General features: G+C 69.9%; 15 protein-coding genes and 1 pseudogene. 9 read left to right on the forward strand and 7 right to left on the reverse strand.

Features of this window, described 5'->3' with window-relative positions; translation table 11 throughout:
• From QH276_RS01085 to QH276_RS01105, 5 genes and pseudogenes are all read left to right on the forward strand, one after another.
• Positions 1-321, forward strand: a pseudogene (locus QH276_RS01085) (hypothetical protein); the annotation flags it as partial.
• Positions 322-491: 170 nt separating this feature from the next.
• Complete coding sequence (locus QH276_RS01090; RefSeq protein ID WP_280398337.1) at positions 492-2330, forward strand: hypothetical protein; 1839 nt, start codon at positions 492-494, stop codon at positions 2328-2330.
• Positions 2327-2512 (forward strand): hypothetical protein, encoded by a 186-nt coding sequence (locus tag QH276_RS01095; RefSeq protein WP_280398338.1) that lies wholly within the window; start codon positions 2327-2329, stop codon positions 2510-2512. Before QH276_RS01090 ends, QH276_RS01095 begins: the two co-directional genes overlap by 4 nt.
• Entirely contained in the window at positions 2512-2907 is a 396-nt protein-coding gene (locus QH276_RS01100; RefSeq protein WP_280398339.1) for a hypothetical protein, read from the forward strand. Before QH276_RS01095 ends, QH276_RS01100 begins: the two co-directional genes overlap by 1 nt.
• The gene (locus tag QH276_RS01105; protein ID WP_280398340.1) at positions 2904-4232 is read left to right on the forward strand and encodes a hypothetical protein; all 1329 of its coding nucleotides are present in this window, start codon (positions 2904-2906) and stop codon (positions 4230-4232) included. The genes QH276_RS01100 and QH276_RS01105 overlap by 4 nt, the downstream gene beginning before the upstream one ends.
• Positions 4233-4253: 21 nt before the next feature.
• Here the strand turns inward: QH276_RS01105 and QH276_RS01110 are convergent, their stop codons facing one another.
• The 3 genes from QH276_RS01110 to QH276_RS01120 all read right to left on the reverse strand — a co-directional run bounded on the left by QH276_RS01110 (position 4254) and on the right by QH276_RS01120 (position 6456).
• Positions 4254-5171: a hypothetical protein gene (locus tag QH276_RS01110; protein ID WP_280398341.1), complete on the reverse strand. Its 918-nt coding sequence runs from the start codon at positions 5169-5171 to the stop codon at positions 4254-4256.
• A gap of 274 nt (positions 5172-5445) precedes the next feature.
• Positions 5446-6033: an LppU family putative lipoprotein gene (lppU, locus tag QH276_RS01115; RefSeq protein WP_280398342.1), complete on the reverse strand. Its 588-nt coding sequence runs from the start codon at positions 6031-6033 to the stop codon at positions 5446-5448.
• 270 nt (positions 6034-6303) lie between these two features.
• Positions 6304-6456 carry a hypothetical protein gene (locus QH276_RS01120; RefSeq protein WP_280398343.1) on the reverse strand — a complete coding sequence of 51 codons (153 nt, stop codon included), beginning with the start codon at positions 6454-6456 and terminating at the stop codon, positions 6304-6306.
• 140 nt (positions 6457-6596) lie between these two features.
• Here QH276_RS01120 and QH276_RS01125 point away from each other — a divergent pair, with 140 nt between their 5' ends.
• The 3 genes from QH276_RS01125 to QH276_RS01135 all read left to right on the forward strand — a co-directional run bounded on the left by QH276_RS01125 (position 6597) and on the right by QH276_RS01135 (position 9630).
• Complete coding sequence (locus QH276_RS01125) at positions 6597-7811, forward strand: low temperature requirement protein A (protein ID WP_280398344.1); 1215 nt, start codon at positions 6597-6599, stop codon at positions 7809-7811.
• A 112-nt stretch (positions 7812-7923) separates the two neighbouring features.
• Complete coding sequence (locus QH276_RS01130) at positions 7924-8580, forward strand: nitroreductase family protein (RefSeq protein ID WP_280398345.1); 657 nt, start codon at positions 7924-7926, stop codon at positions 8578-8580.
• A gap of 189 nt (positions 8581-8769) precedes the next feature.
• Positions 8770-9630, forward strand: a complete 861-nt coding sequence (locus tag QH276_RS01135; RefSeq protein WP_280398346.1) for an RNA polymerase sigma factor SigF — start codon at positions 8770-8772, stop codon at positions 9628-9630.
• 346 nt (positions 9631-9976) lie between these two features.
• Here the strand turns inward: QH276_RS01135 and QH276_RS01140 are convergent, their stop codons facing one another.
• Positions 9977-10687 (reverse strand): dienelactone hydrolase family protein, encoded by a 711-nt coding sequence (locus QH276_RS01140; RefSeq protein WP_280398347.1) that lies wholly within the window; start codon positions 10685-10687, stop codon positions 9977-9979.
• A gap of 240 nt (positions 10688-10927) precedes the next feature.
• Between QH276_RS01140 and QH276_RS01145 the strand changes: the two genes are divergently transcribed.
• Positions 10928-11506 carry a sugar O-acetyltransferase gene (locus QH276_RS01145; RefSeq protein ID WP_280398348.1) on the forward strand — a complete coding sequence of 193 codons (579 nt, stop codon included), beginning with the start codon at positions 10928-10930 and terminating at the stop codon, positions 11504-11506.
• Positions 11507-11715: 209 nt separating this feature from the next.
• Here QH276_RS01145 and QH276_RS01150 read toward each other — a convergent pair whose 3' ends face one another.
• The 3 genes from QH276_RS01150 to QH276_RS01165 are packed head-to-tail and all read right to left on the reverse strand — an operon-like array spanning position 11716 to position 15594.
• Positions 11716-12537 (reverse strand): YceI family protein, encoded by an 822-nt coding sequence (locus QH276_RS01150; RefSeq protein WP_280401627.1) that lies wholly within the window; start codon positions 12535-12537, stop codon positions 11716-11718.
• A 2-nt stretch (positions 12538-12539) separates the two neighbouring features.
• A complete protein-coding gene (locus QH276_RS35420; RefSeq protein WP_432278721.1) occupies positions 12540-15110 on the reverse strand; it encodes an MFS transporter in 2571 nt (856 codons plus the stop codon).
• On the reverse strand, positions 15103-15594 hold the full coding sequence (locus QH276_RS01165; RefSeq protein WP_280401628.1) for a MarR family winged helix-turn-helix transcriptional regulator: 492 nt from the start codon (positions 15592-15594) through the stop codon (positions 15103-15105). The genes QH276_RS35420 and QH276_RS01165 overlap by 8 nt, the downstream gene beginning before the upstream one ends.
• Positions 15595-15856 lie beyond the last annotated feature (262 nt).

Raw genomic sequence — 15856 nt, forward strand, 5'->3', positions numbered from 1 at the left:
CACATCTTCGCCGGGCTCGGGGCCGGGGCGGGCGGGGTCGCCGGCACCCTCACCGGCGCCCACGACGCCGAAACGCTGCGCGCCGCCGGTGCCACCCATGTGCTCGGGTCCGTCACCGAACTGCCCGCCCTGCCGTTCCGCGCGCCCCCCCGCTCGCGCGCCGCCCCCGGCGGCGCCCGCGGGGGCGCCCCCCCCCCCCCCCCCCCCCGGCGCCGGCGCGGAATCGAGGGCCCGCGTGATCCACGTCCTGGCCGGCTCGCCGCCGTCCGGTCCGCGTGCCGGTCGCGATCGGGCCCGGCCGGGTCGGCGAGCGCCGGGTGATTCCGGGCCGAGCGGTGATCGAACGGCCCGGACCGTGGCACGAGGGAGCCTGCGCGCGTTGCGAATTGTGGTGCGCCGGAAACGTATCGTCTCCGGCACTGATTCATGCTACTTTTCGTAACATATATTCCGGCTGGTGTGGAGGTCCAGTGCCGTACGGTGCGTACGAAATGATCGGATTATCGGCCGCCGAGGGTGGTGAAGGGGGTGGCGCCGCCCTGGATCAGGTCGCGATCATGACCGGTTCCGCCGGAGTGATCGCCCTGGGGCTGATGTGGGTGGGTTATCTGCACCGGACCCGGCGGATCACCTGGTTACAGCGCACGGCCGACCGGCTCGGCCGCCTCTTCGACCAGCCCGGCTGGGTGGCGTTACCCCTGACGATGTTCCTGGCCACCATCCTCACCGCGCTACTCGGGTTCATCTGGGATGTGAGCCTGCACATCGGCAACGGCCGCGACGAGGGTCCACTGGCCAACCCCGCCCACTATTTCATCCTCGCCGGACTGTTCTTCCTGTTCACAGCCGGAATGGCGGCGATAGTCCTGCCGCTGGACGAAAAACCCGGACCGGCCGCGGTCCGGATCACCCGTACCTGGTACGCACCCGTCGGCGGCATTCTGCTGGCCGGCGCCGGGCTGTACGCCCTCATCGGATTCCCGCTCGACGATATCTGGCACCGTATCTTCGGCCAGGACGTCACGCTGTGGGGGCCGACGCACCTCATGCTGATCGGCGGCGCCGGGCTCTCCCTGGTGGGTGTGCTGCTGCTGGAATTCGAAGGACGCCGCAGCCGGCCGCAAGAGGACGGGCCCCGCCCCCGGCGGATGTGGTGGATGCGGGCCTTCGCGTTCGGCGGGCTGCTCATCGGTTTGTCGGTGTTCCAGGTCGAATACGACTTCGGGGTGGAACAGTTCCGGCTCGTGCTGCAGCCCATGCTCATCGTGGCCGCGGCGACGGTCGCGCTGATCGGCGCCCGCCTGACCCTGGGCCCCGGTAGCGCGCTGGTCGTCGCCCTGTTCGCGGCCGTGGTGCGCCTCGTGGTGGCGTGGCTCGTGGGCGGTCCGATCATCGACGCGCCGCGCAACGTCTTTCCGCTGTATCTCGGGATCGCCGTGGTGGTGGAGCTACTGGGGTTGCTGCCCGCGGCGCGGCGCCGGATCCTGTGGGGCGCCGGAGCGGGCCTGATGGCCGCGACGGCCGGTATCTGGCTCGAATCACTGTGGGTGCGAGCGGTGTTCGTCGATCCGTGGCCCACGGCGATGTGGCCGGAACTGCTGGCGATGACCGTCCCGACCGGAATCGCGGGCGGCGTGATCGGTGCCCTGCTGGCGACCGTCCTGCTGGGCGAACCACTACCGCGGCCCGCGGTACGCCGCACCCTGGTGACCGCCGCGGTCGTCGTGGTGGCCGCCGCGACCGCCAACGGCCTGCTGATCGACGTGCCGCGGGATGCCCGCGCGACCATCCAACTGCGCGACGCCGAACCCGCCGGCGGCCGGATGGTCCGGGCCGATATCCGCCTCGAGCCCGCCGGCCTGGCCGGTGCCGACCCGGAATGGGTCCAGATCCTGGCCTGGCAGGGTGGAGTGGGCAGCGACAGCCCCGGCCGCGGCCTCGTGGTGGACCAGTTGGACCGGGTTGCCCCGGGACACTATGTGTCGACGAAACCCGTTCCGGTGCACGGCACCTGGAAGACGGTCCTGCGGATTCAGGACGGGCGGACCCAGACCGCGCTGCCGCTGTTCATGGCTGCGGATCCCGGTATCGGCGCCGAGGAGGTGCCGGCCCTCGATTCGTTCACCCGGCCCTTCGTCTCCGAGATCACGGTGCTGCAGCGGGAACGGTCGTTCGATCATCCCGCCTGGCTGTTCGCGGCGGCCTCGCTGGTGGTGCTGTTCTGCAGCCTGGTGCTGATCGCCGCGCTGTGCTGGGGTGCGGCCCGGATCAACGACCGCTACCCCTACACCTCCCGGGTGCCCGCGGCGGAGCCGGCGCCGGTTTCATGACCGACCGGTACGGCGAGGTCGTGATCCTGGCCGATCATTCGGTGCTGCTGGCGATCCCGGCATTCCTGCCGGCCTTCATCATCGCCGGAGTCGTCCTCGTCATCGCGGTCCGGGACCGGCGCGGCGACGACGAGCCGCCGGAGCGCGGCGAATCCGGTGCCGACCTCGACGAGGAGAGTTGATGTCCGTTTCGCGTGCCTGCCTCCCGGTGCTCGCCGCCGCGCTGCTCACCGCGGGTTGCGCGGCGTCCGAACCGCCGGAACCGTCCGCGCCGCAGCACACTGCTCCGGCTGCGCCGGATTCCGCGGCGAGCGTGCGGATCGAGGTGCGGATCGCCGGCGGTGTGGTGACTCCGGTGGGCAGCAGGCTCGACGCGCGAGCAGGGCAGCCGATCGAGGTGATTGTCGACAGTGATGCCAGCGACGAACTGCATGTGCACGCGAACCCGGAGCATACCTTCGCCGTCACCGTCGGAGCGGGGCAGCGATTCCGGTTCACCGTCGACGTCCCGGGCCGGGTGGATATCGAACTGCATCATGCCGGGGTCACGGTGGCGACGCTGCTCGTACGCCCGTGACCTCGCTCGCGCACGGGATCGGCGGCGCCGCCGACCTGCCGATCCCGCTGGCCTACGCGCTCATCGGTGCGGCCTGGGCGCTCGCCTTCTCGTTCGCGGTTCTGGCCTTCGCCTGGCGCGAACCCCGGCTGGACCCCACCGCACCCGGGAAAGCGGTACCGGCCCGGACGCGGGCACTGGTGGATTCCCCGGCCGTCCGGGCGGTGCTCGCCGCGCTGAGCGTGGCCTTATCCGTGCTCATCCTGGCCATCGGGATATTCGGCCCCGCCGATCCGGCCGCGAACCCAGTGCCCGGTGTGTTGTACGTATTCGTGTGGGTCGGCGTACCGGCGGCCTCGCTGCTCGCCGGCCCGGTGTGGAAGGTGCTGTCCCCGGTCCGCGCCTGCCATCGCCTGCTGTGCCGGCTCACCGGCCGCTCTCCCGCGACCGGCTTGTTCCGCTACCCGCGGGCACTGGGCCGATGGCCGGCGGCGGCCGGGCTGTTCACGTTCGTCTGGCTGGAATTGGCCGCACCGGACCCCGGATCGGTGGCGGCCGTGACAATCTGGTGGGGTGGCTACCTGGGCGTCACGCTCCTCGGGCTGGTCGTCTTCGGTACCGACTGGGCCGAACACGCCGATCCGCTGGAGGTCTACAGCAGTCTGCTCGGCCGGCTGAGCCCGCTCGGCCGGGCCGGCGACGGTACGCTCGTCCTCCGCTCGCCCTTGGCGAATCTCGCCGGTACGCCCGTGGGTCCGGGGTCGGTCGCGGTCGCGGCAACGCTGCTGGGATCCACGGCATTCGACAGCTTCTCCCTGTTCGCCTGGTGGCGTGGCCTGCTCGCCGACGCGGGCGACGGGTTCGCGCGCACGCTGCTGAGTACGGCCGGGCTGTTCGTCTTCATCGCGGTGGTCGGGGTGAGTTTCCGGGTGGCCGCCGCTGCCACCGGCGGGCTCACCCGCACCGAACGCCGCCGGCTGCCGACCCGGCTCTCGTATACCCTCACCCCGATCATCGCGGGTTACGTGATCGCGCACTACCTGAGCTTCCTGGTCGAGAAAGGGCAGGCGACGATCATGTTGTTCGCCGATCCGTTCGGCACCGGCCGGAATCTGTTCGGCCTCGCCGATCGCGACGTCGCCTATGTGTTGTCCGCCCACCCCGCACTTCTGGGAACGATCAAAGTGGCCGCCGTGGTGACCGGTCATATCCTCGGTGTCGCAGCGGCCCACGACCGCTGTCTGCGCCTGTTGCCGCCGGCCCATCGGCTCACCGGGCAACTCGCCCTCATGCTGCTCATGGTCGGCTACACCTTCACCGGGCTCTACCTGCTCTTCGACGCCTGATCTCGGCCGACGCCGCCGAGATCAGGCACTCGTCGGGCACCGCACCGGTGCGCCGGCGATCCCGGCGGGCCGGTCCGCCCGGCGCTCGTGTACCGGGCGGATCGCCTCCACGACGGTGACGCAGGTCAGATGGTCGGCGGGGTGGAGACCCTCGGTGCATTTGAAGCGGACATTGGCCGTGCCCTTGGCCGAATCGGTGGTCGTGGTGAGTTTGTAGCGCAGCGGCGCCCGGTTCGCGGTGGCCGCCGACCACACGGACCGGTAGCTCAGCCCGGGCCCGAGATCGCGGTCCACCACCACTTTCTGGACCGATCCGGTGAGATCGGTGATCACCTCGACCGAACGGTCTGGGGTGGCGGTGGTGGTGGCGGTGCCTCCGAAAACTGTTTCGTCGAGAACCCGGAGCCCGGCGGCGTAGTAGCCGTCGACCAGGGCTGCCGACCGCGCCGGGAGACCGGTATCGGCCGTCCCGAGGCCCAGTTCGGCCGGTGTCTCCCAGGGATAGACGCCGGATGCGGTGAGATCCAGCTCCTCCACGAGTTCGACGCGCCGGATGCCCCGGGTGACCTCGGCGAGCGACCGGATGAGCCGGCCCGGGATCGCGGCCTGGAAGGCCCCGGTCGCGTGGAAGGCCGACCCACCGGCGCGGCAGGCGGCGGCGATCGCGGCGTCCGGTGCGTATCCGTCCACGGGTGCCGTCGAGATCACGTCGTATCCCTCGCGCAGCAGTCCCGGCACCACGGTCCGCGGTGCGTCCGCGGCGATTTCGGCGAACGAGGGGATATAGGCGACACAGTCGGTGCCCGGGGGCGGAACCGGCGAACCCGGATGTATGCGCGCGTGCACAGTGAGACCTGCCCGGGCGTCGATCCGGTCCGCGATCCGGTCGGCGAGCGGACTGTCGCCCAGCACCGCGACGGCGAGGGTGGGTGAAACCATGCGGACTCCAGGAGTTGGCCGGACGGGTCCGGGCGACGGGCACCGGGTGGTGCCGGTCCGGTCCCGGATACGCGCGCCCGGGCAATCCGGGTAACCGGGTAGAGCTGCCGTTCGACCCGCACCTGCTGCCGGCCCGACCCCGTACAAAGCCTAGGCAACATCGCCGGGTACGGCGCCGGAATCGACGGGTTGCGGTGAACCGGTCGCGTGGCCGGAATCCGTTGACCCACCGGTTGTGTGGCCCCGGCCCGCGGGACGAGGCCACACCGCGCCGCTATACCTCGGCGACGCAGGTGACGAGCCGGCGTTCCTCGTAGGTGTAGTAGCTGGTGGACTGTTCGGGGCAACCGGCCGAATCGGTGGTGCCGGGCAGGATGGCGAGCACCTGCACGGTATCTGCCTTACCCGGGGTGCACGGGCTGTGCGAGGGGCTGTCCATACCCGACGGAATCGTCATGCACTGGCCGACAACCCAGTCGATATCGAGGCACAGGGCGCCCTGCTCCTCTCCGCCGAGGGTCACATAGTAGGTCTGGTCGACGTCACTGGCGCAGCCGTCCTGGGTCGGCGTCTTGGCGACGACCTTGTAATTCGACTTCTCCGTACCGCATTCGGCGTGGTCGATCTCGGCGTCCATCATCGTGCCGGACAGCGATACGCAATCACCGATCTCGGCGTCGAACGACACGTCGCCGCCCTCGTCGGTGCCGGCCTGCCCGGGCACGGTGGACGTGGCCGGCGAACTCGCGGTGGTCGCCGATTCCGCACCGGAACAGCCGGACAGCGCGAGTACGGCACAACCGGCCAGGACGAACCCGGTGAGCAGGGTGCGGACGCCGGTTACGGGCGCGCGTCTGGACATGACAATTCCTCCATCGAAAAACTGATCGAACGAACGGGTGGCGAAGGATTCGCGAATCGTCCGGCGAGGTGCGGGCGTATGCTGCCGCTACTCGCCGCCGTTACCCGGTCAAGATCATATCCGGAGGTGTGCCGGTGGTCACTCCGTCGTGGTGCCCGCCGAGCAGCCCGGAATCCGGGATGCGCGGGCATTTCCGGCCGGTGGGCCACCGGGTGGGCCGCCGTGACCCTGGCGGTCCACCCGGTCGGCTACCGGACGGCCCCGGCGGGACTATTCGGCACCGGCGGAACCGCGCGGATCCTTCTCTTCCCGCAGGGCCGTTTCCAGTTCACGGCGCAGGCGGGCCGCCGTGGCCTCGTCACCCGCGTCCTCGGCCGTGGTGATGTCCTGATTCAATTGGGCGATCGTGTCCCGGGTGCTCATCTTGTGCTCCCTTCTCGTCGTACGGCCGGACCGGGGCCCGGCGTCTCTCCACCTACCGCGTGTCCGATTTCCGGCGTCCGAAACATGGCACGGGCCCCGTGGCGCTGCGATCGGGGCCCCGGAGTGCGAGGATTCGGCCTATGAGTGGAGCCAAGCGCGTGCGGTTACAGCCGGTCGCCCAGGGGGCCGCGGTCACCCAGCTCGAACTGTTCTTCGATCTGGTGCTGGTCTTCGCGCTCACCAAGGTCACCGATCTGGCCGCCGACGATACGTCCGCCGTGAACATGCTGCGGGCGCTGCTGGTCCTGGCCGTGATGTGGTGGGTCTGGATCGCCTACAGCTGGCTCGGCAATGTGGTGCGTGCGGACGAGGGCCTGGCCAGGGTCGCGATGTTCGCGGCCATGGGCGCCGGCTTCATCGCGGCGCTGACCATTCCGGAGGCCTTCCACGATCTGCCGGGTGGCTGGTCGGGACCGCTGGTGTTCGCCCTGGCGTATCTGGTGGCGCGGCTCGTCCACCTGGTCATGTTCTGGCTGGCCAGTGCCGGGGACCCGCAACTGCGGGCGCAGGTGATCCGCTGGGGTCTGGGATCGATCACCATCGGGACCGCGCTGCTGGTGGTGGCGGCGATGACCGCGGGCACGGTGCAGATCGTCCTGTGGATCGCCGCCGTGGCCGGCGATATGGCCTGGACGCTGCTGTCCGGTAACGGGTGGCGGGTGAACTCGGCCCGGCATTTCTCCGAACGGTACGGCCTGATCGTCATCGTGGCGCTCGGCGAATCCATCGTCTCGATCGGCATCGGGGTGGCCGCCCTGCCCATCTCGTGGCCGATCACCGTGGGTTCCCTGCTCGGTCTGGCGATCTCCGGGCTGCTCTGGTGGGCGTATTTCGACGTGGCCGCGCTGGCGGTGGAGCGGGCGCTGGCGGCCGCGGACGGGGAACGGCAGATCAAGATCGCCCGCAACTGCTACACCTACTGGCATTTCCCGATGATCGCCGGCATCATCGCGCTGTCACTGGGCCTGAAGAAGGTGCTGTACTACGTCGGCGACAGTTCCCATCACACGCTGACCGACGCGCTGTACGGTATCCCGCTGTTCGCGCTCTACGGGGGCGCCGCGCTGTTCCTGTTCGGCCTGGTCGGCGGCAAGGCCTACGCCACGGGCGAGGTCACCGTATCCCGCGTCGTCGCGATCGTGGTGCTACTCGCCCTGACCCCGCTCGCCGCGGCCCTGCCCGCACTCGCGGCCCTGGCGATCCTGTGCGCGGTCCTGGTGCTGCTGATCGTCTGGGAGACCATCCGTTTCGCCGCCCCGCGCGAGGAGATCCGGCACGGGGAGCACCATTCCTAGCAGTGGCCGGCGGGTGCGGGTTCCCACCTGCCCGGAGTATGTTCGCCGGGGGTACCGGTCCCGAGCCGGTCCCGGTCCCGACCGTGCCCGTATCGCGACGAAGGAGGCTGCTGTGCCGAGGGAACTGGAGCTGACCACCGACGAGCTGCTGTCCACCACGCGGGCGGTGCGCAAACGCCTGGATCTGGACCGTGCGGTGCCGATCGAGGTGATCCGGGAATGTCTCGAACTGGCGGTCCAGGCGCCCAGCGGCTCCAACCGGCAGGGCTGGCACTGGGTGGTCGTCACCGATCGCGGACAGCGCGGGGCGCTGGGGGAGTTGTACCGGAAGGCCTTCGAGGAATACGCCGCCTCCCCGCATTTCCCCGGAAACCAGCTCAGCGGGGAGGCCGAAGCGGACGAGGCCCGGCGCCGGATTGCCGATTCGGCCCGGTATCTCGCCGAGCGGATGGGCGAGGTACCGGTACTGGTGGTTCCGTGCCTGGCCGGCCGGGTGGACAACGCCTCGAGCGCGCAGAGCGCCTCGTATTGGGGCTCGCTGTTCCCCGCCGCCTGGAGCTTCTGCCTCGCCGCTCGTTCCCGCGGCCTCGGGACCTCGTGGACCACCTTGCATCTGCGGTACGAACGGGAGGCAGCCGAGATCCTCGGCATTCCCTACGACAAGGTGTCCCAGGGCGCGCTGCTGCCCGTGGCGTATACGTTGGGCACGGACTTCAAACCGGCCGCGCGTACCGATCTGGACTCCATCCTGCATATCGGTGGCTGGTAGGCCGGAGCTCCAATAGCCGGGAGGTACAACGACTTTCGACGCGCACGGCGCGGCCCGATATCACGGCGGCGGGAGTATGCGAGGCGTATCGGCGTGGTACATCACGTTTCGATCACACGGGGGGCGGGTAGTTCTGAAAAGGAGTCGGACGGATCAGCGAGCCGATTGGGAACACCCGAGGAGCCCACGATGAACGAAACGACCGCAGCCACGATCGACAAGTCTCCCAGCTGCGACGCGCGTGCCGGACGGGTGCGCGGCGGTGACAGTTACGACAACCTCGAGCCGTGGTTCGACAAGCTGGCGAGTCTGGCGCCCGACGATCCGGGCCGAGAGGAACTCCGCACCGAAATAGTGCATCTGGGCCTACCGCTGGCCGACCATATCGCCCGCCGGTTCAGCGGCCGCGGCGAAGCGTTCGACGATCTGCTGCAGATCGCGCGCGTCGGACTGGTGCAGGCCGTGGACCGCTTCGATGTGAGCCGGGGCAGTTCGTTCCTGTCCTTCGCCGTACCCACCATCATGGGTGAAGTCCGCCGGCATTTCCGGGATCACACCTGGGCCGTCCGGGTGCCGCGCGGTACCAAGGAACTGCACCTGCGCATCGGCCCGGCCTCCGAGGAATTGTTCCAACGGCTCGGGCGCACGCCGACCGCCCGCGAGATCGCCGCGGAGCTCGGGGTCGAGCTGACCGAGGTCACCCAGGCGCTCATCGCCGGGAACGGGCACACCAGCAACTCCCTGGACGCGGCGGTCCGCGATCAGGACGACGATTCGCCGCCGCCTGCCGTGGTCACCCGGCTCGGTAGCGAGGAACCCTGCTACGGGCTGCTCGAGGACGCTATGGCGGTGCGACCGCTGATCGAAAAGCTGCCGCATCGGGAGCGGCAGATCCTGGTCTGGCGTTTCTTCGGCGGGATGACCCAGAACCAGATCGCCGAGCGGCTCGGAATCTCACAGATGCAGGTCTCCCGGACGCTGGCCAAAACGCTGAAGAACCTGCGCGAGCAGGCTCTCGCCGAGCCGGAAGCGCAACGCCTGGCCGCCTGACCCGGCCCCCTCGGGTGGGGGTGCGGGCCGGGAAGGCCGCCGACCGCGCGCCCGGAGCGTCACCGGTGCACCGCCGAGGCTTACTACTCCAGGGAAGACCAGCTCGCTGGCATGCCGCTCAGTAACGTACCGTTGCCCAACGGTAGATAACGGCGGTTCGCTTTCCGGTCCGCCGGCGACAGCGAGGAGTGCGTGATGGGTAGCCGGTTCCTGGGATTTCTGATGTTGATGTTCGGCGCGATGATGCTGATGTAGCGACCGGGACGCCGCGCGGCGCCGGGGGACGGAAGCCGATCGTCAGATGCGCAAGGCGCCGGCCGCCCGGCCTGCCGGTGTGTGTCCCGGTTCAGCCGGCGTCGTGCAGGTGCTCGCCGAAGAAAGCGATGATCCGGCGCCAGGCGTCCTCGGCCTCGGGTTCGGAGTAGGCCAGACCCGCGGTGCGCTCGACCACGCGTAGCGGCGCAGGTGTCGGCCAGTTGTTCATGAAGGAATGCCCGACACCCGGATATTCGTGCACATCGTGCGGTACTCCACCGTCGGTGAGTACCTCCTCGAGCTGCGCCGCGGCGCCGGGCAGCATCCGGTCGCTACCGCCGTAACTGGCCACGGTCGGGCACGCGTCCCGCAGGGCGTCCAATCCCCGCGGCGCCACGCCGTAGTTGGGTGCGGTCGCGTCGAATACTCCGCGCGGTGCCAGCAGCAGGCAGAAACCGCCGCCCATGCAGAACCCGGCCGAGGCCACCCGGCCCGTGCACCGCTCGTCGGCGACCAGATGGTCGCGGGCGGCGACGAGATCGTCGACCGTGGCGCCGTGACCGTCCTGAAGAGCCCGGAGAGTGCGCACGATACAACCGATCCGGTGGCCCCGGCGATACAGCGCGGGCGCGAGCGCCAAATACCCGTTGGCCGCGAAACGGTCGGTGATCCGCCGGATATCGGCGGTGAGCCCGAACGCGTCGTGGACCACCACCACGCCGGGCCAGGGTCCGCCGGACTCGGGCACCGACAGGTAGCCGGGCAGCGGACCGCGCGGCGCGGCGAATTCGATCATCGGCACGGGCTCGCTCCTCTCGGACGGAGTCGTCTCCGACACCCGATAGTGACACAGCCCCGGTCGAGCTGCGCGGCGACAGCCGGATGGCGCACCGGCCGGTTCGCCAGGGCCGTTTTCGCCCGGCTGCCCGGTCGCCTCGTGCCGGGCCCCGCTCGCCGGTATCGCATTTCGACGAGACCGGCGACGCGGCGCCGGCCCGGCCGGCCGCATCGGCGCCGCCCGCGCGGCGGTTACCCTCGGCGAATGACTGACGAGAAGTCGATGCGGGAGCGCATGCTGGCCGGGGAGCTGTACCTGGCCGACGATCCGGAGATCAGGGAACTCAGCCTGCGGGCGATGGATCTGATGGAGGCGTACAACAGCACCCCGGCCCGCGACGCGGAGGGGCGGCGCAAGGTCTTGGCCCAGCTGCTCGGCGCGGTGGGGGAGGACACCGAGATCCGGCCGCCGTTGCGCGTGGACTACGGCAGCGGGATCACCATCGGATCGGGGTGTTTCGCCAATTTCGGGCTGATCGCCCTCGACGTCGCGGCCATCACGATCGGCGACGACGTCCAGATCGGGCCGAATGTGCAACTACTGACCCCCACCCATCCGCTGGACCCCGGTCAGCGCCGGGCGAAATGGGAAGCCGCCGAACCCATCACCATCGGCGACAATGTCTGGCTCGGCGGTGGCGCCATCGTGCTCGGCGGGGTGTCGATCGGGGACAACACGGTCGTGGGCGCGGGCGCCGTGGTCACCCGGGATCTGCCCGCGAACGTGGTCGCGGTGGGCAACCCGGCCCGGGTGATCCGCGCGCTCGATCCGGCCCCGGAATGACTGTGGCGGGGGCCGGGGGGCGGGGGGGGGCCGCCGGGGGTGGGGGGGGGGCGAGGGGGGGGGGGGGTTGGGGGGGGCCCCCCGAGGGGGGGGGGGGGGGGGGGTGGGGGGGGGCCCCCCCGGCGGGGGTTCCCCGCCGCGCCGGCCCCGCCCCCGAATTCGCTGCGCCGCCCCGGGCCGCGCGGCCGGGCACAGGAGTAGTGGGGCACCTACATCGGGGGCAGTTGTTCGCCCTGAACCACCTGGATGTCCAGGTCGAGTTTGACGGTGGTGCCCACGGCGGCCACGCCGGCGCGCACCATCGCGTTGTAGTCGATCGCGAAATCGTCGCGGCGCAGCACGGTTTCGGCGTGGAAGGCGGCGCGTACCCCGCCCCACGGGTCGGGCCCGAAACCGCCGTAGGTGATCTCGAGATCGATCGCCCGGCGCTGTCCGTGCAGGCTGAGTTCGCCCGGCATCACCCAGGTGTCGCTGCCGGTGCGGCGAAATCCCTGCCCCGTGTACGAGATCAGCGGATAGCGGTCGACATCGAGGAAATCGGCCGAGCGCAGATGATCGTCGCGCATCGCGATCCCGGTATCGATCCCCGCCGCCTTGATCTCGGCGTAGCCGGTGGAGTGTTCGAACGGCGCGGCGATATCGATCCGCCCGCCGACCTCGGCGAACCGGGCCTTGATACTCGAGATGCCGAGGTGGCGTGCGGTGGCGATCACCGTCGAATGCACCGGGTCGATCGTCCACGGCCCCGCCGGCGGCAGTGCGACCGTTTCCGCGACCGCGACCAGCGTGATATCGCCGAGCGTGCCCGTACCCGCCGCGGAGACCTGGGCGGTCCGGGCCACCGGGTGGTAGCCGGGCGCGGTCAGTACCGCGGTGTGCAGTCCGGGTGGCAGCGAGCCGGTGGCCACGGCCCCGGTACCGTCGGCGACCGCGCGGCCGATCTGGCGGCCGGTGCTGTCGGTGACGGTCAGTACCGCGTCGGGTACCGGCCAGTTCTCGGCGTTGCGGATACGTGCGGTGAGTCCGGTCATGATCAGCGCTCCTCGGTGTCGTAGCCGAGCCGCACGTCGAAGGCCGCGTCCGCACCGTTCACCGAAACCTGCCCGGTGACCGGGGGATAGCCGCGGGCGACGACCGTGTACCGCCCTTCGGGTAGGTCGGTCACGACGTAGCGGCCCGTTTCGTCGGTTCGCACGGTGGCGTTCACCTCGCCCGCGGCGTCGAGCACGGTGATCTGGATATCTTCCAGCGCCCGCCCGCTTTCCGACAGTGCCGAGCCGCTGAGCACGGCCATCGGCGACAGCTCGATATCGTGGCGCAGCAGGCCGCTCTCCGGCACGGTGAGGGCATCGGCGCTGGGCCGCATATGCTCCGCGACCGCGACCAGCGTGTAGGTCCCCGGAACCACGCCGTGGCACAGGTAGGCACCGGATGCCTCCGACGTGGCCGAGGCCACGACCTCACCGCGCTGGTCGGTGACGGTGACCGTGGCACCGGCGAGCGGTTCACCGCCGGGCGCGCGGCGGACGGTACCCGACAGTTCGCCGAGCCCGGTGAGGGTGAGATCGGCGCGCACCGTGCGGTCGGTAACGGTCACATTGACCGCTGTGGGTCCGTGACCGGTGGCGGAGGCGATCAGCACATAGTTGCCGGAGCCCGGCGCGGTGATCGAATAGCCGCCGTCGGCGGATCCCATCGCCCGGGCGACCTGCTGTCCGCGCTGGTCGATCAGGGTGAGCGCGGCGCCCGGCACCGGCCGGCCGTCGTCGCGGGTGATCCGGCCCTCGACCGCCGCCCGCGGCTGCCCGTCTTCGCCGAGCCGGGAAACGGGGAACGGCTTCGCCGCGGCCGCGGCCGAGTAGGCGCCGTGGCCGTTCCGGGCGACGGGTACCGGGCCGGCGCCGACGGCCACCGGGACCCGGTGGGTCTGCGGCGCCTCCTCGTCGCTCCCCGCGGTCGACCGTGCCGCCGGTTCGGTGACCGCGTAGGCGGCCGTATCGAGTTCGGCCAGATCATCGGGGATCTCGGTCGTCGTGTCGAGATCGGTGGCGGCGGCCGGATCGGCCGTCGGTTCGATATCGATCGTGCGCCGCAGCGGCCGGTTCGGCAGCAGGATCGCCGCGAGCAAGGCGACCACCGTCGCGACAGCGGCGATCAGGAAGATCCGGCCGGTGGCATCGCCGTAGGCGAAGCGCACGATTTCGGCGATCGGGGCGGGCAGTGCGTTGATATCGAGGTTGCCGCTACCGGCCGAGGAGGTGGTGATACCCATTTCGGCGAAACGGGCGGTGGACAGTTCGCTGACCCGGGTGGCCAGTACCGAGCCGAGCACCGAGACGCCGATGGCGCCGCCGAAGGTGCGGAAGAACGCGACACTGCTGGATGCGGCGCCGATGTTCTGCACGCTGACGGTGTTCTGGACGGCCAGCACCAGATTCTGCATCATCATGCCGACACCGGCACCGGTGACGGTGATGAAAGCGCCGATGAGCCACATGTCGGTGGCGTGATCCACGGTTGCCAGCAACGAGAAACCGATCACCAGCAGCGCCGCGCCGGAGACGACGAAACGCTTCCATTTGCCGAATCGGGTGATCAGCGCACCGGAGATCACCGAGGCGACGAGCATACCGGCGACCATCGGCGAGGACAGCAGGCCGGCGGCGGTGGGGGAGTAGCCGCGGGCGGTCTGCAGGTACTGGCCGAGGAAGGTGGTGGCCCCGAACATGCCGACACCGACGGCGATGGAGGCGATGATGGCCAGCGCGGTGGTGCGTTCGGTGACGATCTTCAGCGGGATGACCGGATCCTTGACCTTCGCCTCCACCAGCACCGTGGCGAGCAGCAGCAGTACGCCGCCGCCGACGTAGAGCGCGGACTCGGTGGACAGCCACTCGTAGTAGCCGGCCTTACCGGCGAACGAAACCCAGATCAGCAGTACGGACACGCCCGCGGTGAGCAGGGTGGCGCCGAGCCAGTCGATGGACACGTTCTCTTTGCGCGTGGTCGGCAGTTTCAGCGTGCGCTGCAGCAGGAGCAGTGCGATCACGGCCAGCGGGATGCAGATGTAGAAGCACCAGCGCCAGCCCAGCGGGCTGTCGACGATCACGCCGCCGAGAATGGGTCCGCCGGTCATCGACACCGCCATCACGGCGCCCATGTAGCCGGAGTACCGGCCGCGTTCGCGCGGCGGGATGATACTGCCGATGATCGCGACCACCAGCGCGGTGAGCCCGCCCATTCCGACGCCCTGCAGGGCGCGGGCGGCGAGCAGCAGCCCGACGTTATGAGCCATACCCGCGATCACCGAGCCGACGACGAAGATGACGATGGCCGATTGGACCAGTGTCTTCTTGTTGAACAGGTCGGCGAGTTTGCCCCAGATCGGTGTGGAGGCGGCGTTGGTGAGCAGAGCCGTGGTGATGACCCAGGCATAGGCCGTTTGCGAGGCCTGGAGGTCGCCGATGATGGTGGGCAGGGCGTTGGCGACAATGGTGGTGCTGAGCAGCGCGGTGAACAGCGCGGCCAGCAGGCCGGTCATCGCTTCCAGGATCTGGCGATGGCTCATGGCGAGCGGATCGCGGGCGGCCTCGGTCTCAGACATCTGTTCTCTCTTTCGAAACCTGCGCGTCCTCGCCCGTCGCGGCGCAGCGGGGGCGAGCGTTGAGGGAATTTCGGAGTCGGCGCACGGCCAGGTACGCCTGCTCGGCGTCGTCCTCGGACCAGTCGTCCAGGGTTTCCTGCAGGTGCCTGGTGTGAATTTCCCGCGCCCGGTTCAAGAGGTCACGTCCGTCGCTGGTGAGCTGGACCAGGGCGGCGCGGCCGTCGCTGGGGTCGGCCCGGCGGCTGATGTATCCGGCCGCGACCAATTCGGTGATATGCCTGCTCAGAGCCGATTGGGTGATGCGCATATCGGCGGCGAGGTCGACCTGCCGGCAGGAGCCGGAGGCGTCGAGCGTGGTGAGCACGGCGAGCCCGCCCGGCGGTAGCTGTCCCGCGTCGGTGAAGAACAGGGCACTGCGGAGGGCTCGGCCGATATGGAACATCTCACCGAGGAGGTTTCTCGCGGTATCGGATGAGATGGGCACGGGGACTCCAAAGGGTGAATAGTTTCTTTCGCTAATCAACTTTAGGTCAGTTGCTTTCGCTAATCAACTAAACGGGTGCCGTGGCGAGTGTGGTGTCGTGCACAACAGGGTGAAGCGGAGGAGTCGCCGAGCGGCCGGGGCGTGGCCCGGGCAGGGCCTCCGGAGAGGGCAGGGTAGTACGGCAGCCGAAACGCCTGCCCGGCGGGGTCCGCACGCAGGCGCGGCCGCGGCGTGCCGAGCACTCGCCGAGTGGCTCGGACGC

Source organism: Nocardia carnea (assembly GCF_029869215.1).
In the GTDB taxonomy this organism is placed as follows: Bacteria; Actinomycetota; Actinomycetes; order Mycobacteriales; family Mycobacteriaceae; genus Nocardia; species Nocardia carnea_B.